The sequence below is a fragment of the Arthrobacter nitrophenolicus genome, assembly GCF_045833485.1.
GTDB lineage: Bacteria > Actinomycetota > Actinomycetes > Actinomycetales > Micrococcaceae > Arthrobacter > Arthrobacter nitrophenolicus.
The window spans coordinates 601332-624687 of sequence record NZ_CP174504.1 but is presented as its reverse complement, the minus strand read 5'-3'; the positions used below and the strand labels follow the sequence as shown (position 1 = coordinate 624687).

The window sequence follows — 23356 nt, the reverse complement described above, 5'->3', positions numbered from 1 at the left end:
TGGGCAGTATCCCTAGGCCAGCGCCGGGGGCTCGAACCGAGCTGCCGGGGTGCCGCCGGCCAGGGCTTTGAGGATGTTCTCGGCGACGGTCCGGACCTTCAGGTTCCGCTGCCGGGACACTCCTGCGAGCTTGCTGAACGCCTCCGTGTAGGAGCAGCGCGTCTGCGCCATGACAACCCCGCACGCCACGTCGATGGAGGTGCGACTTTCCAGTACCGTTTTCAGGTTGTCCCCGGCGGACCGGATGCTGCGTACTTCCAGTGCCAGCTGCATGCTCTGCGAGGCCACCCCGGCAAACCAGGTGGCCTCGCTGACCAGCTCCGGCGTGAAGTCGAAACCCTCCGGCCCCAGGAACACCAGGGTGCAGGAAATGCGCGTCCCCACATCAAGCGGCACCGCCAGTGCCGCGCCGTAGCCGGAAGCAACCAGCCGCCGTCGGTATGCGTCCCACCGCTGGGAGGAACCGTCCGCCGCCACCTGCACCGGCCCGGCGTCGGCCTGCATCATGGGCCCGTCACCGTACCGCTCCTCGGAGGCTGCCAGGCACTCCGCCGGGGCCGTGCTCCCGGCCGTCACCGGCGGCGTCCCCGCCCGGTGCAGGGTGGCCCCGCATGCCATGCCGGCCGGACCGCTGAGCGCCGCCGCCGCGGACTCGACCAGCCGCTGTACTGAGTCAAGGTCCGTCTCGGCGCCGGTCACCAGGTCCAACAGCAGGCCGGCGTGTCCCGTCCGCTTGCCTCCGGATACCGGCTGTACGGCCATTCTTCTTCCCCCATCGACGTCAGGTCATGCCCGCCGCAGCAGGCTTTAGTCGAATCTAGGGGGATGCCCCGGGAGGGGGCACGAGTAGTGGGTACTCTACTTTTCCTGCCGGTACTTGCCGCTACTTGCTTCCAGCCATTCCAGGAAGGTCTGGCGTCCGACGGCGGCACCCGGCGCCGGGATCAGCGCACCGCTGCGCATGGCCTTTCCCATTGGGCCGGGGAACGGGACCTCCACCACCTTCTTGCGTTGTCCCGTCCTGTCCAGGTAAGCGCGGACCAGTCCGTCGAGCTCCTCCAGCCGCGGGCCGCCCAGGTCCGTGATGCGTCCCTGCGGCCCGGCCTCCGCCGCCGCCACAAGGGCCTCGGCCACCTCGCGGGCGGCCACCGGCTGGGTGAACATCTTGGGCACCAGAACCACAGGACCGGCGGACGCCGTCTTCACCACGAGCGGCACGAACTCGTGGAACTGGGTGGACCTCAGCAGGGTCCACGGCACGCCGCCGTGCCGGACGGTGTCCTCCTGGACCAGCTTGCCCGCGTACAGGCCGGAGGTGGCCTTGTCGATGCCCACGATCGAGAGCACTACGTGGTGCTTCACGCCGGCCCGCTTTTCCGCGGCCAGCAGGTTCTGTGTGGCGTTGGTGAAAAAGTCCACGGCCTTCTTGGTGGCCGTGCTGTTGATCCCGGAGACGTCGATCACCGTGTCCACGCCCCGAAGGGCGTCATCCAGCCCCCGGCCGCTGACCAGGTCCACGCCCTCCGCGCGGCTCAGGCTGGCCACGTCATGGCCTCGCTCCCTGGCAAGCTCCACCACGTGGCGCCCAACGGTACCGGTTCCCCCTGCAACGGCAATCCTCATAGGAAAAATCCTATGCCCGCCGGGTGCCTCCTGCCGTCCATGTCACAACTGCGCACGGAGGGCATACCGGGTCTGTTTGCTGCACTGCATGATCCGGCGCAGATGGGCTGCCGCCAGGTGGGGGAGTTCAACACCGGGATCGGCCCGGGAGGAGTCCTCCCGCAGCTCCCCTTCCAGGTTCAGCGCCAGGCCGGCCAGGCGTTCGGCGCCCACCATCTGGCTGGACGTCTTCAGGCTGAGTACTGCATCCACCGCTCCCCGAAGGTCACCGGTGGTTAGCGTCAGGCGCAGGCGCTCGGTCCTGACGGGCAGTTCCTTGATGTAGTTCTCCACGAAGACCCGCCAGATGCTCTCGTCGTCGTCCAGTTCGGCGCGCAGCCGTTCGAGCACGGACGGATCAAGGAGGGGCCGGGGGAGGTTTTCGTCCTGCATTGGCAGTTGTCCCTTCGCCAGGAGCGAGTGGCCCTCCTCCCCGTCACGAAGAAGAACCGCTGACTGCCCCCAGGCCTAGGAAGGACGCTACGGGCCCGCGGTACGCAGGACACGAGTAGTGGGTACTCGAGTTTTCCGCCGGGCCTGGGGCTCCACCTCTTGGACGGCGTGCCCGGATTAATGAGGGGGCTTTCACCCGTGTGCCGCCGGACGCTTCTCATTACACTGGAACGCATGACTGAGCAGGAGCCGGCCGGGGGCCGTGCTGCAGTTACTCCCGGCGGCGGGGCAAGCTTTTCGAACGACCCGGCCATGGCACAGGCGGTGGACGAGGAAGGCGAGGCGGCACGCCACGCCGATCCCGGCGCCGTCGACACCTCCGTGCGGACTCCGAAGCAGCGGTCCCGCACCTTCATGGGGATCCTGGTCAACACCGGGGTCGCCAACATCACCACCAGCTACCTCTGGTTCGCCCTGACGTTCTGGGTGTACCTGGAGACCCGCAACGTGATCGCTACCGGTGTGGTGGGCGGCGCCTACATGCTGCTGATCGCGCTCTCCAGCATCAGCTTCGGCACGTTCGTGGACCGGTACCGCAAGCTGGCCGTGATGCGCTTCGCCGCCGTCTTCACACTGCTGATGTTCATGCTGTCCGGCGTGATGTTCCTGCTGACACCCGAAGCGCAGCTGCTGGACCTGACACAGCCGTGGTTCTGGCTCTTCACCATGATCATCCTGGTGGGCGCCGTGGTGGAGAACCTGCGGAACATCGCCCTGTCCACAACTGTCACCATCCTCATCGAACCGGACCGGCGGGCCAACGCGAACGGGCTGGTGGGCATGGTGCAGGGACTGATGTTCCTGGTCACCTCGGTGCTCTCCGGGCTGTCGGTGGGGCTGCTGGGCATGGGCTGGACCATCGCCGTCGCCATCGTCCTCACGGCGCTCGCTTTCGCGCACCTGCTCACCCTGCACATGCCCGAAGAAGTGCGGGCGGCTGCCACGGATGCCCAGGGCGGCTTCGACCTTCGGGGTGCGCTCGCCGCCGTCCTGGCCATCGGCGGGCTGTTCGCGCTGATCCTGTTCTCCACGTTCAACAACTTCATCGGCGGCGTGTACATGGCCCTGATGGACCCGTACGGCCTGGAGATGTTCCCGGTGGAGCTGTGGGGCATCTTCCTGGCGGTGGGTTCCAGCGGGTTCCTGATCGGCGGGGCCCTGATCGGGAAGTTCGGGCTCGGCGCCAACCCGCTGCGGACCCTGCTGTTCGCCGTCGTGGCGATGGGGTTCCTCGGCGCGGTGTTCACCCTGCGCGAGTGGGCCTGGCTCTACGTTGTGGGCATCTGGCTGTACCTGACCCTGGTGCCCGTGGTGGAGGCCGCCGAGCAGACGGTCATCCAGCAGGTGGTGCCGCTGCCCAAACAGGGGCGGGTGTTCGGCTTTGCCATGGCGTTTGAGTCGGCGGCCGCGCCCATCACGTCGTTCCTGATCGCGCCGATCGCCCAGTTCTGGATCATCCCGTATGCCCGGTCCACGGAAGGCGCCGCCCAGCTGGCGCCGCTGCTGGGCGAGGGCACGTCCCGCGGCATCGCCCTGGTGTTCCTGGTGGCCGGGATCATCATGGTCATCGCGGCGGTGCTGGCGTTCCTCACCCCCGTCTACCGGCGGGTCTCGGCCGAGTATGCAGAGGCAGCCGCGGAGGCGAAGGCGTCCAGCGAACCCGCCGAGGGCTGAGGCTCCATCTTTCCGGCGAGGTTACGACGCAGGGCCCCGGCCGCCGTCGTACTCCCTTGGTTCTCCGCCGTCGTAGTCCCTTGATGCTCCGTCGTGGGGCAGATTGGCGGCCTGCCGCGGTGTTCGGCAACTCTAAATCCGGCGTGTCCGTGTCGATGTGCCCCGCGTCCGCCCGGAAAGTCTCCCCAGCGCTGTCCGGCCACCAGGAAAAGGACTAGGGTTCTTGCTCCAGCACGTCAACAGAGGAGGCAGCATGTCCGGTGAACCTGTATTTTTTGAACTCGGCGTGGAGGACGCCGAACGGGGGAAGCGCTTCTACGGTGAACTCTTTGGCTGGACCCTGAGCCCGGGACCGTCCGGCGCCGGCTTCTCCATCGGAACGGCCGGAATCCCAGGGGGCATCCATGGCGGTGACCGGGGCGCCTCGCCCTACCTGTTCTTCAGGGTGGACAACCTGGATGAGGCGCTGGCACGGGTGCGGGACCTTGGCGGCTCCGTGGACGAGACGGACCTGGGCGAGAGCGAGAGCACCGTCGCCGAGTACGGCAGGTTCAAGCTGTGCAGGGACGATCAGGGGTCGGCCTTTGGCCTGCACGAACCGCCGGCAAAGTGAGAGCGGGATGGCGCGGAACCCGCAAGATGTGAGCTGGCGTCAGGGGCCGGTCCGGGCGAGGGCTGGTCTGGCCCGATTCCGCCGGGTCTTCACCGCGGTCCAGGCCCCGGGTACCCACCGGCACAGCGCCCAGTAGCCCACCCCGAATACCAGGGAGCCAGCCACCGCCAGCACCTGGCTGACCGGAAGCAGCACGGGGTAGACCAGCCAGTGGGTGAGGTAGATGTAGAGCGACGCCGCGGCCAGCCACCCGGTCACCCGGCGGAGCAGGGCCGGCACCGGCAGCGCCGGAACCCATGCGAGCAGCAGGATCCCGGCGGCAACGGTGACCTCCCGCACCGTGCTGTTGAAGAACCCGGGCAGGGTGAGCACGGTGATCAGGGAAACCGTCAGCCGGTGGAGGTTGGTGCGGGCGCGTGCCAGGGCCCAGCCCAGCGCGAAGATCCAGAACACGGGCGGGGGCTTGGGCAGGCCGGGATCCACCAGGTCGTACCGGCTCAGCAGCGCAACGCCCACCAGGCCCAGGGCGAAGAGGAACGGCGCCCGGCGCTCCCACCGGTCCACCCAGGGGATGGCCATGAGAGCTCCCACCGCCAGCAGGATGTACACCAGCAGTTCCACGAACCAGAAGTGCCACTGGGTGGTCACCTGCTCCGGGCCCACTATGGCGTTGAGCAGGAAGATGTTCGCCACGGTGTAGTGGTCCGTCAGCAGGTACGCCACGGCGATGAACAGCACGGACGGTACCACGATCCGGGCCAGCCCGCGGAACTGGCGCCGCAGCCGCGGAACGCGCTCCTCGGCCAGCTGGAACCGGGCGAAGTTGTACCCTGCCACAGCGAACAGCAGGTGCGCGGTCTGGAAGGTGAACAGCTCCACATGCGTGGCCACCACGCACACGATCGCCGCCGCGCGCACCACCAGGGAGGTCTCCAGGAACGAGACGAAGCGCTTCTTCCGGGCCGGGCGCCGGCGTTCCAGCTCCTTGACGGGCAGCAGGTGCCAGTCGGAGGGCAGCTTCCCCAGCACGCCTTCCAGCCGGACGGAGACCGCCACGTAGGAGAGCGAATCGCCGTCGAGGGAGACGAACGTGTCGTCATCCGCCACGCTGTCGCACTCCAGGGCGTCCATGAAAATCTGCCGGATGCCAGCCTGGCCCTCGGGCGCAGTCCCGGGAACAGCCGCGGCGCCGGAGTCGCTGTCCGGGACAGGGGTAACCTCCGGGGCGGCCAGGGAGCGGACCGCCGGGTAGTCGATCTTGCCGGTTGCCAGGCGCGGGAGCTGCTCCACGGCGTGGACCACGACGGCGGCGCGCGGCAGCCCCAGGCTGCCAGCCAGGACTTTGGCGAGCATGCCGCCGTCGTGCCCGCCTTCGACGGCGGCGACGAGCAGGTCATCGGTGCCGGCCGCGGCCGCGGTGATGCCCATGCCGGCGAGGATCCGCTCCACCTGCCCCAGGTCCACGCGCAGGCCCACGATCTTCACGAACCGGCTGCGCCGGCCCACCACCTGGTAGAGGCCGTTCTCCTGCTGGCGGGCCAGGTCGCCGGTCCGCAGCTCGGAGATTTCCCTGCCCAAAGCCAGGTCCGCAGGGGACTCGGCGTAGCCGAGCATGACGTTGGGGCCGGTGTACACCAGTTCCCCGTCCGCCAGGTCCTCCACGGGGTCGATCCGGAACGTGCCGCCCGGCACCGGGACGCCGATGGTCTCTGCGTGGTCTGCCGCCAGGTCCGGTGGCAGGTACGCCATCCGGGCGGTGGCCTCGGTGGCCCCGTACATGACGAACAGGTCCCAGCCGCGGCGCTGCCCGGTCTCGGCCCAGGACCGGACCTTCTCGGGCGCCAGCCGGCCGCCGGCCTGGGTGACGTACCGCAGCCGCGGCAGGTCCTTGTCCGCGAACCCCACCCGCTCCAGCAGGTCGAAGGTGTAGGGGACCGCCGCGAAGGAGGTGGCGCCCTGGTCCCGGAAGAGGTCCCAGAAACAGGGATCCACCACGGAAAGGTCGGTGAGGACCAGCCCGGCCCCGCGGACCAGGTGGCTGTTGACCACGGACAGGCCGTAGCAGTAGTGCAGGGGGAGCGTGGTGGCGGCACGGTCGTCCGGGCCGATGTGCAGGTACTCGGCGATCGCCTCAGCGTTCGCCGAAAGGTTGGTGTGCGAGAGCCGGACGAGTTTCGGCGAGCCCGTCGACCCCGAGGTGCTGAGCAGCAGCGCCAGGTCCGGGTGCAGGTCATGCCGGGTGCCTGGCCGCCGCTCCTGCAGCATGGGGGTGCCGTCACCGCCGCCCGGCCACAGCAGGGCATCGGGGTCGTAGGCGCTCACCAGGGAGGCCAGGGCTTCGGGTTTGTCCGCCGGGGCGAGCAGGAGCGGATGTCCGCCGGAGAGCGCGGCAAGGTAACCCACCAGTGAGTCCAGGCTGTTGCCGGCTGCCAGCACCACCAGCCGGCGTTCGGTTCCCAGCCTGGCGGCAGTCCGGTCCACCAAGGCTGCGAGCTCGCGGTACGTGACGGTGCCGTCAGCGGTGAGGACCGCCGGGCGGTCGCCGTGCCGGGCGAGGTCGGTGAACGCGACCCGGGCGAGTTCGGGCTGCGTGGTCATCGCGCAGCCCGGCTGGGGTGAAGGGACATGGAGGGGCCTAACTAAGCTGCAGGCTCGGAGGAGCGCTGCTTGAGGGAACTGCCGGGAGGCGGGGAGGTGATGGCTTTGTCACCGAGCAGCAGCGTGGGCGTGGTACCCGGCGCCACTGAGACGGCGACCGCCGTGCCCACCGGATGGCGGACGCTGTGCGGCTGCCAGGACCGCAGGGTCCGCCCGGACGCCAGCGTGACGTAGTGCAGCACGAACGCGCCGTGGTATTCGACGGCGGACACCCTGGCGGAGGACGCCGGGTCGGGGAGCAGCGCCACCTCGTGCGGCCGCAGCACCACATTAACGTCGACATCGCTGTCCGCCCAGCCGGGGACGGTCGATACGACGCCGATCTCGCAGGTCAGCAGGGCCCGGTGCACGTGGGCCGGGAGGAAGTCGGCGTCGCCCATGAACGAGGCGACGAAGCGGGTTGCCGGCTGCTCGAAGACTTTCTCCGGCGTGTCCGCCTGCTCGATGACGCCGCTGCGCATGACCACCACCCGGGTCCCCACGGACAGGGCCTCGGTCTGGTCGTGGGTCACCAGGACGCCGGTGGTGCCGGCCTCCTTCAGCGTTGCCACGGTGTCCCGCCGCACCTGCGCGCGGAGGGATTCGTCCAGGCTGGAGAAGGGCTCGTCGAGGAGTACGACGGCGGGCCGCGGGGCCAGGGCGCGGGCCAGCGCCACACGCTGCTGCTCGCCGCCGGAAAGTTCATGCGGGTAGCGGTCCGCCAGGTGGGAGAGGCGGACCAGGTCCAGTACTTCACCCGTCCGGGCCCGGCGCTCGCCACGGCCCAGCCGGTCCAGGCCGAACTCGACGTTCCCGGCCACCGTCATGTGCGGGAACAGGGCGTAGTCCTGGAACACTAGGCCCACCCGGCGCTGCTCCGGGTAGACAAACCGGCGCCGGTCCGCCACCACGTCACCGGCAACCCGGATGATGCCCGCGTTGGGGCGCTCGAGTCCGGCGGCGAGGCGGAGCGTGGTGGACTTGCCGCAGCCGGACGGGCCGATCAGGGTCACCAGTTCGCCGGCCGGGATTGCCAGGTCCAGGGACTCCACGCCCACAGCCGAGCCGTAGTGCTTGGTGACGCCTTCAAACACCAGGGCGGCGGGAGCACCGCCGTCGTGCTCCGGACGCGGTGCCCGGTGCGCCCTGATACTCGCACGGATGGTCATGGACGGGCCTTTCGGTCGGTCTCAGCCCGGCGGGCCTGCCTGACAAGGACGAGGACGGGGAGGACGGCGGCCGCGACAATGACCAGAGCGGGCAGCGAGGCCTTCTCCCAGAAGTTTTCCCGCGCCAGCTCATAGACCCAGACGGAGGCCGTGGTGAAGCCGAAGGGACGCAGGAGCAGCACGATGGGAAGTTCTTTGACGGCGTCGATCGCCACCAGCATCAGGGCCACGGCGATTCCTGACCGGGCCAGCGGGAAGTGCACGCGCGCCAGGATGCGGCGGGGGCCGGCGCCGAGGCTGAGCGCGGAGGCGGTGATGGTTGCCGGGATCTTCGTGAAGCTGGCGTCCACGGCCTGGTAGGCGGGGGCGAGGAAACGGATCACGTAGGCGTAGAGGATTCCGAGGACCGAGCCGGTGACGAGCAGGCCGGTGCCGCCGGGAACCCCGGCGCGCTCCAGGGCCGTGTCCAGCGCGGCGAACGAGATGAGGACGCCGATGCCCACCACGGCGCCGGGGACGGCGTAGCCGAACGTGGTTACCTGTGCCGCGGCGGAGGCGAAGCGTCCGCCGTTCAGGCGCACCCCGTGTCCCACGGTCATGGCCAGGAGAACGCAGGCTGCGGCTGTGACCGCGGCTACCAGGAGCGTGTTGATGATGTATTCGCCGAAACGGGGATCGGCCAGGAAGCCCGGGTTTTTGGCCGCTCCGCCCACGGCCCAGGCCAGGAGCTGGATGACGGGGATCAGGAAACCGGTGCTGACTGCCACCGTGCAGACGGCAGTGGCTGCCCAGCCGCGTCCGCCCTGGAGCCGCCTGGGCTGCAGGCCCTGCCCGCGGCCACCCTGCCGGTGGTAGCGCGCCCGGCCGCGCAGCGCCCGCTCGGCCGCCAGGACCGCGACGGCGAACAGCAGGACCAGGACCGCCAGCTGCGTGGCGGCATGGAAGTTGAAGGTGCCCTTCCAGACCAGGTAGACGCCCACGGAGACGGTCTGGACGTTGAAGTACTGCACTGTGGCGAAGTCCGTCAGCGTCTCCATCATCACCAGGGACATGCCGGCGGCCAGCGATGGCCGGGCCAGCGGGAGCAGGACCTTGCGCAGGGTCCGGCCCTGTCCGGCGCCGAGGGTGCGGGCCGCGTCATAGGTGCCGGGGGAGTGCTCGAGGAGCGCCGTGCGGGCCAGCAGGTAGACGTAGGGGTAGAGGGACAGGGACATCACCAGCACCGCGCCCGGAAGGGAGCGGACTTCAGGCACCCAGATGTCCGCGCCCAGGAAACCGCGCAGGGCCGACTGCACCGGTCCGGATACGTCGAAGACGGAGAGGAACACGAAGCCCAGGATGTAGGCGGGAACGGCCAGCGGCAGGACCAGCAACGAGACAAAGACATTCCGCAGCGGGAAACGGTAGGCGGTCACCAGCCAAGCCAGGCCGCCACCCACCAGCAGCGATCCCGCAGCCACGCCGCCCATCAGGAGCAGGGTGGTGGCCACCATGCCGGCAAGCCCGCGCGGGGGCGCTGTGCTGCCCAGGCTGCCCAGGCCGTCGAAGACCACCGCCAGGACGGGCGTGGCCACGACGGCGGCCACAACGGCAACCAGGGCGGACCACGCCGGGCGCCCGGCACCGGCCGTCCGGCCGGGACGGCGCTTCGGCGTCCCCGCCTGCGCGAGGACCGCCGTTTCGGTCATTTGTATCCGGCCTCGGCGAGCAGGTCCACGGCCTCGGCGTTGAGGTCGCCATAGGCTTCGGCATTCAGCGGCATCCGTTTGAACTCGCCGAATCCTGCAATGACCGGTTCGGGCTTGGCCGCCGGGTTGACCGGGAACTCGTGGTTGGCATCCACGAACGCGTTCTGTCCCTTGGTGGCGAGCCATTCGATGAGACGCTGCGCGTCCCCGGCGTTGTCGGAGCCGGCGACGAGTCCGGCGCCGGAGATGTTCACGTGGGTGCCTGCGCCCTGCTGGCTGGCCCAGTAGAGGTCCACCTTGAAGTCGGGCTTCTCCTCCAGCGTGCGGGCCAGGTAGTAGTGGTTGTTGATGCCCACGTCGCAGGTGCCGGCGTCGATGGCTTCCAGCAGCAGGACATCGTTGCTCATGATCTGCACCTCGTTGGCCACCCAGCCCTTGGCGATCTCCAAGGCCTTTTCGCGGCCGTGCAGGTCGATCAGGCTGGCCACCAGCGACTGGGTGTAGGAAGAGGTGGCGTCGCGCATGCACAGCCGTCCCTTCCACTTGGGGTCGGCCAGTCCGGCGTAGGTGTCCACGGCGTCAAACTCGGCGGGATCCACGTTGCCGGGGTTGTACGTGACGGTGCGGGCGCGCATGGCCAGGCCGAACCACCGGCCCTGCGGATCGCGCAGGTCCTCGGGGACGGCCTCATTGAGCGCGGCGGAGTCGACGGCGGCGAGTTCGTCCTGGCGGGCGGCGTTCCACAGGTTGCCCGCGTCCACGGTCATGAATACGTCCGCCGGGCTGTCCTCGCCCTCGGCCTTGAGGCGTTCCAGGAGCTCTGCGTCGTCGCCGGTGATGAACTCCACGGAAATGCCGGTCTCGTCGGTAAACTCACCGAACGCGCCCTCAAGGTCGTAGTGGCGGGCGGAGTAAATTTGGAGATCGGCCGGCTGCCCTCCGATGATGCCGCAGCCCGTCAGGGCGGCCGCGACGGCGGCAAGGCTTGCGGTGGCTGCGATCAGGCGTCGAATGGGCACGGAGGGGAGCTCTACTTTCAGGGGGGCGGGTTTCCCGCAAGATAATTTAGCAAGGTAAGGCTATCTTAATTCGGCGTGCCACCTTGAAATTATTAACTTGCGGGACCCCTCCGTGCCCCCGGCGGGTTACCGCCAGGTGATGTAGTAACCGTTCGGGCCGACGTGAATGACGCCTCCCTGGTAGTCCTGGGCAACGCTTCCGTCATTGCCTGTGGCGTACTCGCCGCTTGTGGGGTAACCGAGGCGGCCTGACTCGTACCCTGTGGACGCCCAGATGGTGCGGATGGCCCCTACGGAGATCTGGGCCCCAGTCGCAGCAGACCAGATGATGGCGCCGCCCTGGTAGTTCTGGAAGACCCCGCCGTTCTTGAGCCCACCAATATCGTCGGTGACCGGGTAGCCGAGCCTGCCGTTTTCGAAGCCCGTGGCCGCCCACCGGTCGCGGATTGCCCCGATGGAGATGTGGGCACCGGTTGCCGGCGAGTAGATGATGGCGCCCCGTTCGTAGTTCTGGAAGACCCCGCCGTCCTTGAGACCGCCAATTTCGTCGGTGAGGGGGTAGCCGAGCCTGCCGTTTTCGTACCCTGTGGACGCCCACTTCTCGCGGATCGCCCCGATGGAGATGTGGGCCCCTGTTGCCGGCGAGTAGATGATGGCGCCGCGCTGGTAGTTCTGGAAGGCCCCGCCGTCCCTGAGGCCGCCCACGACGTCGCTGACCGGGTAGCCCAGCGCACCGTTCTCGTACCCTGTGGACGCCCACTTCTCACGGATTGGCCCCATGGTGATGTTGGCACCGGTTGCCGGCGAGAAGATGATCGCACCGCCCTGGTAGTTCTGGAAGACTCCACCGTCCTTGAGGCCGCCGATTTCGTCGGTGACCGGGTAGCCGAGCGGGCCGTTTTCGAATCCTGTGGACGCCCACTTCGCGCGGATCGCGCCCAGGGTGACATGGGCCCCTGATGCCGGCGAGTACATGATGCAGCCGCGTTCAAAACACTGGTACCCGCCGTTGTCCTTGAGGCCGTACACCTCTGGCGTGGTGGCTGCTCCGAGGGCGCCGTTCAGTGACTCCGCCTTGGCTGCGATGGGGGACTGCACGGGCTGGGCTGCTGCCGTGGTGAAGGTCCACGTCCTGTCAGCTGCCAGCGCGTTGCCGGCGGCGTCCTTCACCCCGCTGGTGCCACCCTTGATCGTCGCCGTATACACCGTTCCCGCCGCCAGATCCGCACCCGGGTCCAAGGTCGCGGACCTGGCCGTGCTGTTGTACGTCACGGTGGCAGGCACCGGCGTCGTGCCCGCGGCCAAGGTGAACGTGCCCGACGTAATCGTCGCCGTGTCCATGGCTTCCGAGAACGTCCCCGTCACGTTCGCCGTCACCGCCACTCCGGTGGCACCGGCAACGGGAGCCGTCGCCGTCACGGTCGGGGGGGCGGTGTCGGTGGTGCCGCCGCCGCCCCCGGTGGGGTCATAGTAGTGCCAGTACTGGCTTGTGGCATTGCCATCGGCGAGCACCAGCAGGCCGCTGTTGGCCGTGCCCCAGGCCGCACTGTTGACGTTCTGCTTGGTTGACGTCACGTTGTGCACATACTGGTCTGCATCCACGATGCGGGCCGTCTTCTCAGTAGTGAAGCTGATGGTGTCCAGCGGCGTGGACTTCTCGTAGATCGCGCCGCCCGTCGTGGAGCACACCCCGGCGTTCAGGGTGCCGGCGGGCTTCGGGTAGGTGGCGAAGGTGCGGATCTTCTGTGCGTATTCATCGATCAGCACGATCACCCGGTTGGGACATTCGGATACCGTCGCTATGGTGTGCGCGCTCCACGTCGTGCCGGTCAACGACAGCAGCTGGATCAACGGCTGAGACGCGGACGTGTTGGACGTCTTGATGGCTGCAAACACTTTTCCGCCCGCGGAGGCATCCAGCCATTTCAGGTAGATGTGGTCGTCACCGCTGCGCAGCCCGGAAACGGCTGCGACCGGATCCGTCCAGGCTGAATTTGCCGCTCCATCCACGTGGTAGCTCCAGTAGACGCCGTCGGTGGCGTCCCCCACCTGGCGGCTCCACATGAGGCCCATCTTGTTTCCGTCGAACGCGATCAGGGCTGACGTGTCGTCCACGGAGACGTTGCTTAGCGCCGCCGGGTGCGCGAAGGGGGTCCCCCATGTGGCGCCGTCTGTGCCCGTGACGTTGAGGTAGATCCGGTTTCCCTCCTGCCAGGTGGCCCATACCCGTCCGGTCGAATCCTTGTCGATGGTCAGGAGTTCAACTTTGGAGTTGTTGATTTGGGTGGAGCCCAGCAGCGTGTACTTATCTGCGCCCGGGTCGTAGCTGTAACGGCGCATGTTCGTGGGAAAGCCCGGCTCGGCCGGCAGCCCGTCGTTGACGAACCGGTAGCTGGCCACGTACAGGGTTGTCCCGTCCCACAGCACGTCATGGTGCGTATTTGCCCGCGTTTCTGTCATCACTCCGGTACTGGCCCACGAGTTCGTCGCCGGGTTGAACCGGAAGATCTCGAAGTCCGACGTGGCAGTGTTCCACAGGTTCCCCCACCAGGTGCCGTCGTTGAACCACAAGGAACTGCTGGCCCGTTTGGTACCGGTGGGCGTTCCTGTTCCCGCATGGGAGGGGCCTTCAACCCCCACATCCCCCGGTTCAGCGGTCGCCGGCAGGGGTGCCAACAGGACGCTGCCCAAGACAACCAGGAGCGCTGCCAGCAATGCGTTGAACCGCAGATCCGGTACCCGGCGCCGGCGATGACCAGCCAAACGATGGGCTCCCGGCCTCACCTGTCGCCAGGGAGTCCTGGAGCCACTGCCGCGCATGTTCTGACGAAAAAATTGAAAGTCCATCAATTTTGCTCCCGGGCCTACTACTGACACCGCCGATTTCCAATTCGTACAGTGTCATTGCACAAGGCGGCCGAAACAATCCCGGGCTCCCCCTAATCGATGCCCCTAAACCGCCCTGAACAGGTAAAACACGGGCGGGCGGTTCAGAAGACTCGCAAAACCTTGCGCCCACCTTGACCGTTTCTTGAGGAGCGGGGGCGACAGTATTTTCACGCCGTGCAGCAGGATGCGGCACTGCCCGGCCAGCCGGGCTGGGGGGACAGTCAACGGGAAAGCATCCCGAGGTCTCGAAACGTCCGCCGGTGCCTCCCCCGGGGCGCCGGCGGATGCTTTCGTTAATGCCGTTGGTCCGCCTGCGAGGCTGCGGTGACCCGGCCGCCGTCGAGCATCACCACCCGGTCCGCCCGGCTGATGTCCCCGGCGTCATGGCTCGATTCCAGCACGGTCACCCCGCGCCGCAGCTCATCCTGCACGGCCGCGCGGATCAGCCCGTGCGCCCTGCTGTCCAGGCCGGCGGTCGGCTCATCCAGGATCAGGATGCCGGACTCCTGCGCCAGCCCCTGTGCAATGAGGGTCCGCTGCCGCTGCCCGCCGGAGAGCTCCTGCAATTGCCGGCCTGCCAGGTCCGCGATCCCCATCCGTTCCATGGCCCCGGAAACCTTCAGCCGGTCCGTCCGCCGCAGGGGGAGCAGTCCGCCCCGGTGCGGCCACCGCCCCATCTCCACGGCCTGGCGGACGGTGCACGGCATGGTCTCCGGCGTCCGGGTGTGTTGGATGACGAAGGCCGGACGGGCGGTGGCCTGCACCGTCCCCCGCGCAGGCTTGAGGACCCCCGCCGCCAGGGCCAGCAGGGTGGACTTCCCGGACCCGTTCCGGCCGGTCAGAACCGTGTGGGTCCCCGGCGCGAGGGCCAGCGACACGTCCTCCAGCACCTGCCTGTCGGGGTATGCGAACCCCACCCCGCTGAGCGTCAGCGTCTGCACGGCGCCGCCTTTCCTTGTTGCGAATGAGTCTCATTTAATACTGTACGATGAACCGCGATGGAATGGTTACTTGATCCCCTGAATGCCTCATTCGTGCAGCGCGCCCTGCTGGGCGGGGCCCTGGTGGCGGTGGTGTGCGCCGTCGTCGGAACCTGGGTGGTGGTGCGCGGCATGGCGTTCCTGGGCGATGCGATGTCCCACGGACTGCTGCCCGGCATCGCCATCGCGGCGCTGGTCGGCGGGAACCTGATTGTGGGTGCTGCCCTGAGCGCGGCGGCGACGGCGGCCGGCGTCTCCGCGATCACCCGGAACCGGCGCGTCTCACAGGACACCGCCATCGGCCTGCTGTTCGTCATCATGCTCTCCGCCGGGGTGATCATCGTGTCCGCCTCCGGCTCGTTCGCCGTGGACCTCACCGGCACTTTGTTCGGCGACGTCCTGGCCGTAGAGACAGACGACATCCTGGTGCTCGCCGCCGTCGGACTCGTGGTCCTGGCCCTCGCGGCCGTGTTCCACCGTGCCTTCCTGGCGGCGGCGTTCAATCCGCAGAAGGCCGCGAGCCTGGGGCTGCGGCCCCGGCTGACCCACTTCGTGCTGTTGTGCCTGGTCACCCTGGCCGTCGCGTCATCCTTCCAGGTGGTGGGAACGCTCCTGGTGTTCGGGCTGCTCATCGCCCCGCCCGCCGCCGCGCTGGTCTGGGCAAGGTCCATCAGCACCGCGATGATCCTCGCCTCCGTCATTGGCGCCGCCAGTGTGGCGGCCGGCCTCTGGATCTCCTGGTACGCATCCACAGCCGCCGGGGCCACCATCGCCCTGGTGGCCGCCCTGTCCTACTTCGTCTCCGCCCTTGCCCGCGGCGCAGTCCGCCGCAAGCCCGGCACCGGGCCCGCCCCCGCCGTCGAACCCGTCCCCTCGCTAGAAATGGAACCGCTTCCCCGTGCCCCGCACCACGCCTAGACTGCCCGCCCTGCTGCTCGGCTTTCCACTGCTCCTCTCCGCCTGCGCCGCGCCCGCCGCCGAACCGCAACGGGACGAAACCGCCGCACCGCACGGCTACGTCGCCGGAGCCCAGGAGAACCCAGAGCCGCAGACCGGCCTGCTCACCTTCAACAAAGTGACGGGGGAGGGGCAGCTGCTCTCCCTCCTCACCGGTGACACGTCCGACGCCGGCACCTCCGGCCCCATCGGCGCCGCCTACCAGGACGGCCGCTATGCCCTGCTCACCACCGCTGGTGGCGTCCGGGTGTTCGATGCCGGTGCCTGGACCGTGGACCACGGCGAGCACAAGCACTACTACAGTGCCGAGCCCGGCCTGGTGGGGACGGCGGCGGTGCCGGCCGCCGGTGCTGTGGCCGGGGACGGGAAGGCCATCGCTGTCTTCTCCACCTCCGGCGGCTACGCGTCCGTGTTCAGGCACAAGGACCTCGACGCCGGCAACGTGCAGGAGTCCGTGCGGATCACCAGCACCCCGCATGAGGGACTGGTGGTGCCGTACGAGGGGCACTTCCTGGCATCCGTCGCGTCCGCCGCCGTGCCTGCCGCGGCCGGCGGGGTGGAGGTCCGCGACGCGGAGGAGCATACAGTCCTGGCCGCCCGGGATTGCCCCGGCCTGTCCGGCCACGCCACCACCCGGGTGGGCGTGGTGTTCGCCTGCACCGACGGCGCCCTCCTGGTCACCGAGGACGACGGTGCCTTCGCCGCCGAAAAGATCCCCTACCCCGACGCCGGCGCGGGCCATCCGTCGGCAGCAGGACTAGCGCACCGTCCCGGCTCGAACGAACTTGCCGGGCCCGCGGGGGAGGACGGCGCCTGGCACCTGGACGTGTCCAAGCGGACCTGGACCCACCTTCCCACCCCGGTCCCCGTGATTGCGGCGTCGGCCGTGGGCGACGGGAAGCGGGTGCTGGCCGCCGGCGCCGACGGGACCCTCCTTGCGCTGAACCCCGCCACCGGAGAAGTGGGAGTCCACGTTCCGCTGCTCGGGGCGCCGGCCGAAGACGCGGTTCCGCAGCTGCGGATCGACGCCTCGCGCGCCTACGTCAGCGACCCCGCCCGCCGCGTTGTCCATGAGATTGATTACGCGGACGGGCTCCGGGTTGCGCGGACCTTCGAGGTGCCCGCCGCGGACCTGATGCTGGAGACCGGGCTGTGAGGCGCGGCGTCCCGGCACGGCTGGCACGGCTGGCCGGCGCACTGGTGGTGCTGGGCCTTGCGCTCAGCGGATGCTCCGCCGTCGCCGCCGAACGGCCCACCGTGGTGGTCACCACCAACATTTTGGGCGACATCACCCGGAACCTGGTGGGGGACCAGGCCGAGGTGGTGGTGCTCATGGAATCCAACGCCGACCCGCACTCCTTCGGCATCTCGGCCAGGCAGGCCGCGGTGATCGAGAACGCGGACCTGATCGTCCACAACGGCGGCGGGCTGGAGGAAGGGATCCTCAACCACGTGGAGGCAGCCGCCGCGGAAGGCGTCCCGGCGGTGGCGGCGATGGACGCTGTCGAACCCCTGGCGTTCACGCACGGCGGCGACGACGGCGGCGGGGACGCGGAGGACCCGCACTTCTGGACCGATCCCGCCCGGGTGGCGGAGGCCGCCGACGCCATCGCCAACAGCGTGCTGGAACATGTCGACGGCGTGGACCCGGACGCCGTGCGGGCCCAGGCGGGCTCCTATGTACAGCAGCTCGGCGAACTGGAGGCGTCCATGGAGGCCAGCTTCGCCGCAATCGAGCCTGCCAGGCGGAAGCTCATCACCAACCACCACGTGTTCGGCTACCTGGCCGCGCGCTTCGGGTTCGAAGTGATCGGCGCGGTCATCCCCAGCGGCACCACGCTCGCCTCGCCCAGCTCCGCGGACCTCAACGACCTCACCTCCAAAATCCGCTCAGCCGGGGTGGTGGCCATCTTCGCCGACTCCTCCCAGCCCGAGCGGCTGGCCCAGGTGCTCGCCGCCGAAGCGGGCCAGGACATCGCCGTGGTCCCGCTGTTCACCGAATCGCTGGGGGCCGAAGGGTCCGCCGGCGCCACCTACCTGGACATGATGCGCGCCAATACCGAAAGCATCACCGAAGCACTGTCGTAAGTTCCACCCGCACCCCTGACAAGAAGGAAACTCCATGCAACACCGCACCCCGCCCGTCCGCCTGCTTGCTGCACTCGCCGCTGCCGGCCTGATGCTCACCGGCTGCGCCGGCGCCACCCCGGCAGGAAACGTCGCCTCCACCGCCTCCGTTGATGCGGCCACCCCGCGGATTGTCACCACGTACGACGGCGGGGTCCAGGTCCTGGACCCCGAAACCTTCGAGGTGCTTGGCGACTTCCCCCTCGAGGGCTTCAACCGGATCAACCCGGCCGGGGACGGGCGCCACGTCATCATCTCCACCGCCAAGGGCTTCGAGGTCCTCGACACCGGCGTCTGGTCCGACGGCGGAAAGCACTACGCCCAGGACCCGGCCATGACGGACACCGCGTTCCCCACCAGCAAGCCCGGCCACGTGGTCCGGCACGAGGGCAAGACCATCCTGTTCAGCGACGGCACGGGCGAGGTGACCGTCTTCGAATCCGACGATCTTGCCGAGGGGCAGCCCGAGGTGGAAACCCACCGGGCGGAAGAAGCCCACCACGGGGTCGCCGTCGAACTCTCCAACGGCGAGCTGGTCCTCACGCTCGGGAATGACGAGGAACGTCCCGGCATCGTGGTGCTGGACGAGGACGGCAAGGAAATCGCACGGAACGAGGACTGCCCGGGCGTGCACGGCGAGGCCACCGCGGCGGGCGAGGCCGTGGTCATCGGCTGCCAGACCGGCGTCCTGATCTACGCCGACGGCGCCATCACCAAGCTGGACAGCCCCACCGAATACGGCCGGATCGGCAACCAGGCAGGCTCTGACGAGTCCGTTGTGACCCTCGGCGACTACAAGCAGGACAAGGACGCCGAGCTGGAACGGCCGGAGCAGATCTCGCTGATCAACACCGAAACCAAGTCCCTGACGCTGGTTGACCTCGGCACCAGCTACAGCTTCCGTTCCCTGGCACGCGGCCCGCACGGCGAGGCCCTGGTGCTCGGCACCGATGGCGCCCTGCACGTAATTGACCCGGACACCGCCAAGGTCACCAACAGCTTCCCGGTGATCCCCGCCTGGGAGGAGCCGCTGGAGTGGCAGGACCCGCGGCCCACCGTCTACGTGAACGGCCACACCGCTTTCATCTCGGACCCGGCCACCAACACCATCCACGCCGTGGATGTCGAGTCCGGCAAGGTCACGGGCACGGGCACGCTGGAGGACACCCCGAACGAGCTGACCGGCGTCACCGGCTGACCCCTCTCACCTTTGGCGCGTAAATCCGGGACGCCCCCTCACCTTTGGCGCGTAAATCCGGGACGCCCTCTCACCTTTGGCGCCTGAACCCGGGACGCCCGCTCACCTTCATTCCAGTCGCAGGGATGAAGGGAGCGCGCTTCCCTGAAGGGCGCCGCAATGTTTGTCCTCCGCCAGTGGGGACCTGTCCTGGCTGAATGACGCTATGTCGAAGGCTGAGGACTACGGCTTCGCGGCCACGGAGCAGCGGGCGTGCCGTTCTTCGCGGCATTGGGCGATGGACAAGGCTGGAACTTGTGGAGTGCCGGCCCTATCCCTCCGGCATCGTGCTGCTGAACTACCGGGTGCGGGCCGGCTCCGCCTAGGCTAACGGCGCCAAAAATGAGCGGGCGTAGGTCCGGAAGGCGCGATATGTGAGACAGCGTCGGTCCGGAAGGCGCGGTAAGTGAGCGGGCGTGCGATGGGGAATGGCATCAGGCGCAGCCGGCGCAGCAGGCATCGCCCCGCCAGGCATTGATGCCCTCCCGGACGGCGATGCCCGCGATGGCCAGGGCCGCAACGGAATCGGCCCACCACCAGCCCAGGGTGCTGTTAACAACCAGGCCCACCAGGAGGACGGCCGAGAGGTAGGTGCACAGCAGCGTCTGCTTGGAATCGGCAACAGCCGTCCTGGATCCCAGTTCGCGGCCGGCCCGGCGCTGCAGCCACGACAGCACCGGCATCACGGCTAGGCTCAGCGCGGCGATGACGAGCCCCGGCGTCGAATGTTCGGCCGGTTCGCCGCTGAGCAGGGCCCGGACGGCGTCAAAGGAGACGAAGGCGGCGAGGGCGAAGAAGGAGAGGGCGATGATCCGCAGGGTCAGGTGCTCGCGGCGTTCCGGGTCCTTCGAGGCGAACTGCCAGGACAGCGCGACGGCGGATGCCACCTCGATCACGGAGTCCAGCCCGAACCCGATCAGCGCCGCCGAGCCCGCGACCCCGCCGGCCCAGAGCGCAACGGCGGCTTCGATGACGTTGTAGGTGATGGTGCCCGCCGCGAGGAACCGGATGCGCCGGGTGAGGGCCGCCCGCCGGGCGGGAGCCGGTGACAGCTGGAGGCCGCTCATGCCGTGCACGTCCCGTCCGGGGTGCAGCAGGCCGGATCAACCGCCAGTACCACGCCCAGCAGGTCGTGGATGGCATGGCCCAGCCGCCCGTCTGCCAGTTCATACCTTGTCCGTCGCCCGTCCGGGACCGCCACCACCAGGCCGCAGCCGCGCAGGCAGGTCAAGTGGTTGGACATGCTCTGGCGGGAGACACCCAAAGATTCGGCAAGGTGGGAGGGGTAGCCCGGGCCGTCGGCCAGGGCCAGCAGGATCCGGGCCCGGGTGGGATCGGACACCGCATAGCCGAAGCGCGCCAGGACCGGTGCATGGGTCAGGGTTTCCACGGAAGTGACTATACAGCCTGCAATGTATTCACGTCCAGCTGTATCCCGGGCGGGGGCCGCAACCTTTCCGCAATTGTGAGCGTTTCGCTTTCCCCCGCCGCTACTATCTGAGGTAGGAAAATCACCCTGCTTACTAACCCCGGGGGTCGGTACAGATGGTCACAGCAGCAACGGAGGCAGCTTCGCTGGTGGTCCGCCGGAACAACGTCACAGAGGCCGGCCGCGCGGACGGGCCCGTGATGATGTTCGCCCACGGGTACGGCTGCGACCAGGACATGTGGCGGCGGCTGCTGCCCTACTTTGCGGATGATTACCGGCTGGTGCTCTTCGACCACGTGGGTGCGGGCCGTTCCGATGTGGACGCCTATGACCGCGAGAAGTACGGGACCCTGGACGGCTACGCCGAGGACCTGCTGGAAATCTGTGCCGTCCTGGACCTGAAGGACGTCATCCTCGTTGCCCACAGCGTGAGCGCCATGATCGCGCTGATCGCCGCCGTGCGGGAACCGGACCGGTTCGCCCGGCTGGTCCTGGTGGCCCCGTCACCCCGCTACACCAATGACGCCGCAGACGGTTACGTGGGCGGGTTCTCGGAGGAGGACATCGAGGGCCTGCTCGCCTCGCTGGACAGCAACTACGTGGCCTGGGCCGAAGCCCTCGCGCCGATGGCCATGGGCAACCCGGACGCACCCGAGCTTGCGGAGGAACTCCGGAGCAGCTTCTGCCGCACCAACCCCTCGATCGCGAGGCACTTCGCCCGGGTCACCTTCCTCTCCGACAGCCGGCCCGTGCTGGACAAGGCGGGCTGTGAGTGCCTGATCCTCCAGTGTTCCGATGATCTGCTCGCGCCGCAGGAGGTGGGCGACTATGTGCACCGGCACCTTGAACAGAGCACCCTGGTGCAACTGCAGGCAACGGGCCACTGCCCGCACGTCAGCGCGCCCGGGGACACCGCCCGGGCCATCCTGAACTACCTGGATTCCCGCCCGTGACCGACGCCCCCGGCCCGCCCGCGGGCCATGACAAACCGCCGGATGACTTTGAAGCCCTGTTCCATCAGGCCCCGTGCGGATACCTGGTAACGGACGACGGCGGCAGCATCACAGCGGTCAATGACACCTTTGTGCGGTGGACAGGTTTCGCGCGGCCCGAGCTTCTCGGCCGCAGGCTGCAGGACCTCATGCCGGTCGGTGACCAGATCCTCTACTCAACCCACTGCATTCCCCAGCTCGGCATCAACGGCTCGGTCTCGGAGATCGCAGTGGAGATCATCGACGCCGGCGGGGAACGCCGCGCCGCGCTGCTCTCGGCGCAGCGGGTCCCCGGCTCCGGGCAGGAACCCGGCAGTGTCCGCGTCATCATCTTCAGCGCCCATGAACGCAGGATGTTCGAAAAGGAGCTGGTCGCCGCCCTCCGGGCCGCAGAGGAATCCGAAGTCCGGCGGGGCCAGGCGGAGAAGGAACTGCAGCGGCTCGCCCTGCATGACTCCCTGACCGGGCTGCCCAACCGCGCAGGGCTGAGGATGGCGCTCGAGCCGCTCCTGGACGGCAGCGGCAAGGTGACACTGGCCGTCCTGTTCCTCGATCTGGACCACTTCAAGGCCGTCAACGACAGTCTGGGGCACTCGGCAGGGGACGAGCTCTTGATGGCCGTGGCGGACCGGCTGCGGGCCGCGGTCCCGGGAACGGGCACCGTTGCCCGGCTCTCCGGTGACGAATTCCTGGTGGCGCGGGCCGCCGTCGACACTCCGGAGGCCGTGGCATTGGCCGCCGGCCTGCTGGATGTCCTGCGCGCGCCGATGCAGATTGAGGGCCTGGAAATCGTGACCTCCGCGAGCATCGGGATTGCGGTGGCGGACAACGCGGATGAAACGCTGGAAGACCTGATCCGCCGGGCGGACATCGCCATGTACCGGGCCAAGGAGCGCGGGCGCGGCCGGTGGGAGCTGCACGAGCCCGCTGAAACGGATCCCACCGTGGACAGGCTCCGCGCGCTGGGCGAACTGCGCCGCGGGATCAGGGACGGCGCCCTCCGAGTCCATTATCAGCCGCAGATCGACCTGCGGACCGGCACCGCCAGCGGCGTGGAGGCCCTGGTCCGGTGGCAGCACCCCACGCGCGGCCTGCTGCCGCCGTCGGAATTCATCACGATGGCTGAGGAATCGGGGCTGGTGCGCCCCCTGGGTGCCTGGGTGCTGAACGAGACGCTGAAGCAGGCGGCGGCCCTGCGGCAGGACCCCCGGAACGAGGGCCTGGAATTCGCCGTCAACCTTTCCGCCCGGCAGCTGAACGATCCGGAACTGGTGGACACGGTGAAGGGTGCCCTTCAGCTGTGGACGCTGGATCCGGCGCTCCTGCAGCTGGAAATTACGGAAACGGCCCTCATGTCCGATCCCGCGGCCGCGCTTGAGTCGCTGACCGCATTGAAAAACCTGGGCGTCGGCCTTGCTGTTGACGACTTTGGAACCGGATATTCGAGCCTGACGTACCTGAAGAAGTTCCCCATCAACGAACTGAAGATCGACAGGTCCTTTATCACGGGACTGGGCTCGGATTCCGGGGACGTCGCCATCGTGGGCAGCTGCATCGACCTGGCCCACGCCGTGGGCATCCGTGCCGTTGCCGAAGGTGTGGAAACGTCCGGGCAGGAGCAGGCGCTGAGGGCCATGGGCTGCGACTTGGCCCAGGGGTTTCTTTTCGCCCGCCCGCTGCCGGCGCCGCTCCTGGAGGAATGGCTGCAGGCCAACCTGGGCGGCCGGCCGGTCAGTGCCTGACCGTTAGTGCCTGACCGACGGCGGCCGATCGACGGCGGCCGGACATCACGAGAGGAAAAGACTATTCCGCCCTGCCCGGTACGGCTAC

At 68.5% G+C, this 23356-nt stretch carries 19 protein-coding genes; 8 read left to right on the top strand and 11 right to left on the bottom strand.

All coding sequences use genetic code 11. From position 1 onward, the window contains the following. Positions 1 to 12: 12 nt before the first annotated feature. From ACJJV6_RS02945 to ACJJV6_RS02935, 3 genes are all read right to left on the bottom strand, one after another. Entirely contained in the window at positions 13 to 762 is a 750-nt protein-coding gene (locus ACJJV6_RS02945; protein WP_407709919.1) for an ANTAR domain-containing protein, read from the bottom strand. 96 nt (positions 763 to 858) lie between these two features. Continuing rightward, the gene (locus ACJJV6_RS02940) at positions 859 to 1623 is read right to left on the bottom strand and encodes an SDR family oxidoreductase (RefSeq protein ID WP_407709918.1); all 765 of its coding nucleotides are present in this window, start codon (positions 1621 to 1623) and stop codon (positions 859 to 861) included. Between the two features lie 42 nt (positions 1624 to 1665). Continuing rightward, complete coding sequence (locus tag ACJJV6_RS02935) at positions 1666 to 2055, bottom strand: Hpt domain-containing protein (protein ID WP_407709917.1); 390 nt, start codon at positions 2053 to 2055, stop codon at positions 1666 to 1668. A gap of 312 nt (positions 2056 to 2367) precedes the next feature. Here ACJJV6_RS02935 and ACJJV6_RS02930 point away from each other — a divergent pair, with 312 nt between their 5' ends. Further along, positions 2368 to 3789 carry an MFS transporter gene (locus ACJJV6_RS02930; protein WP_407710458.1) on the top strand — a complete coding sequence of 474 codons (1422 nt, stop codon included), beginning with the start codon at positions 2368 to 2370 and terminating at the stop codon, positions 3787 to 3789. A 253-nt stretch (positions 3790 to 4042) separates the two neighbouring features. Continuing rightward, on the top strand, positions 4043 to 4402 hold the full coding sequence (locus ACJJV6_RS02925) for a VOC family protein (RefSeq protein ID WP_407709916.1): 360 nt from the start codon (positions 4043 to 4045) through the stop codon (positions 4400 to 4402). 39 nt (positions 4403 to 4441) lie between these two features. On the opposite strand, the gene ACJJV6_RS02920 is transcribed toward ACJJV6_RS02925, so the two are convergent. The 6 genes from ACJJV6_RS02920 to aztA form a co-directional block, all read right to left on the bottom strand. Beyond that, positions 4442 to 7000 (bottom strand): AMP-binding protein, encoded by a 2559-nt coding sequence (locus ACJJV6_RS02920; RefSeq protein WP_407709915.1) that lies wholly within the window; start codon positions 6998 to 7000, stop codon positions 4442 to 4444. 41 nt (positions 7001 to 7041) lie between these two features. Beyond that, positions 7042 to 8208 (bottom strand): ABC transporter ATP-binding protein, encoded by a 1167-nt coding sequence (locus tag ACJJV6_RS02915; protein ID WP_407709914.1) that lies wholly within the window; start codon positions 8206 to 8208, stop codon positions 7042 to 7044. Next, on the bottom strand, positions 8205 to 9896 hold the full coding sequence (locus ACJJV6_RS02910; protein ID WP_407709913.1) for an ABC transporter permease: 1692 nt from the start codon (positions 9894 to 9896) through the stop codon (positions 8205 to 8207). Before ACJJV6_RS02910 ends, ACJJV6_RS02915 begins: the two co-directional genes overlap by 4 nt. Further along, positions 9893 to 10915 carry an extracellular solute-binding protein gene (locus ACJJV6_RS02905; protein WP_009358948.1) on the bottom strand — a complete coding sequence of 341 codons (1023 nt, stop codon included), beginning with the start codon at positions 10913 to 10915 and terminating at the stop codon, positions 9893 to 9895. The genes ACJJV6_RS02910 and ACJJV6_RS02905 overlap by 4 nt, the downstream gene beginning before the upstream one ends. Positions 10916 to 11041: 126 nt before the next feature. After that, a complete protein-coding gene (locus tag ACJJV6_RS02900) occupies positions 11042 to 13591 on the bottom strand; it encodes an Ig-like domain-containing protein (RefSeq protein WP_407709912.1) in 2550 nt (849 codons plus the stop codon). Positions 13592 to 14097: 506 nt separating this feature from the next. Further along, the gene (gene aztA / locus ACJJV6_RS02895) at positions 14098 to 14745 is read right to left on the bottom strand and encodes a zinc ABC transporter ATP-binding protein AztA (RefSeq protein ID WP_407709911.1); all 648 of its coding nucleotides are present in this window, start codon (positions 14743 to 14745) and stop codon (positions 14098 to 14100) included. 57 nt (positions 14746 to 14802) lie between these two features. Between aztA and aztB the strand changes: the two genes are divergently transcribed. The 4 genes from aztB to aztD are packed head-to-tail and all read left to right on the top strand — an operon-like array spanning position 14803 to position 19066. Then, positions 14803 to 15702: a zinc ABC transporter permease AztB gene (gene aztB, locus ACJJV6_RS02890; RefSeq protein ID WP_407709910.1), complete on the top strand. Its 900-nt coding sequence runs from the start codon at positions 14803 to 14805 to the stop codon at positions 15700 to 15702. Next, a complete protein-coding gene (locus ACJJV6_RS02885) occupies positions 15683 to 16897 on the top strand; it encodes a hypothetical protein (protein WP_407709909.1) in 1215 nt (404 codons plus the stop codon). The genes aztB and ACJJV6_RS02885 overlap by 20 nt, the downstream gene beginning before the upstream one ends. After that, the gene (aztC, locus tag ACJJV6_RS02880; protein WP_407709908.1) at positions 16894 to 17829 is read left to right on the top strand and encodes a zinc ABC transporter substrate-binding protein AztC; all 936 of its coding nucleotides are present in this window, start codon (positions 16894 to 16896) and stop codon (positions 17827 to 17829) included. The genes ACJJV6_RS02885 and aztC overlap by 4 nt, the downstream gene beginning before the upstream one ends. 34 nt (positions 17830 to 17863) lie before the next feature. Next, positions 17864 to 19066 (top strand): zinc metallochaperone AztD, encoded by a 1203-nt coding sequence (gene aztD / locus ACJJV6_RS02875; RefSeq protein WP_407709907.1) that lies wholly within the window; start codon positions 17864 to 17866, stop codon positions 19064 to 19066. A gap of 473 nt (positions 19067 to 19539) precedes the next feature. Here aztD and ACJJV6_RS02870 read toward each other — a convergent pair whose 3' ends face one another. Together ACJJV6_RS02870 and ACJJV6_RS02865 are read right to left on the bottom strand one after the other, a co-directional pair. Continuing rightward, on the bottom strand, positions 19540 to 20172 hold the full coding sequence (locus ACJJV6_RS02870; RefSeq protein ID WP_407709906.1) for a cation diffusion facilitator family transporter: 633 nt from the start codon (positions 20170 to 20172) through the stop codon (positions 19540 to 19542). Then, positions 20169 to 20495 carry an ArsR/SmtB family transcription factor gene (locus tag ACJJV6_RS02865; protein WP_407709905.1) on the bottom strand — a complete coding sequence of 109 codons (327 nt, stop codon included), beginning with the start codon at positions 20493 to 20495 and terminating at the stop codon, positions 20169 to 20171. The genes ACJJV6_RS02870 and ACJJV6_RS02865 overlap by 4 nt, the downstream gene beginning before the upstream one ends. Positions 20496 to 20650: 155 nt before the next feature. On the opposite strand from ACJJV6_RS02865, the gene ACJJV6_RS02860 reads away from it, so the two are divergent. Both ACJJV6_RS02860 and ACJJV6_RS02855 read left to right on the top strand, forming a co-directional pair. Continuing rightward, positions 20651 to 21487, top strand: a complete 837-nt coding sequence (locus tag ACJJV6_RS02860; RefSeq protein WP_407709904.1) for an alpha/beta fold hydrolase — start codon at positions 20651 to 20653, stop codon at positions 21485 to 21487. After that, positions 21484 to 23268, top strand: a complete 1785-nt coding sequence (locus ACJJV6_RS02855; RefSeq protein ID WP_407709903.1) for an EAL domain-containing protein — start codon at positions 21484 to 21486, stop codon at positions 23266 to 23268. The genes ACJJV6_RS02860 and ACJJV6_RS02855 overlap by 4 nt, the downstream gene beginning before the upstream one ends. Positions 23269 to 23356 lie beyond the last annotated feature (88 nt).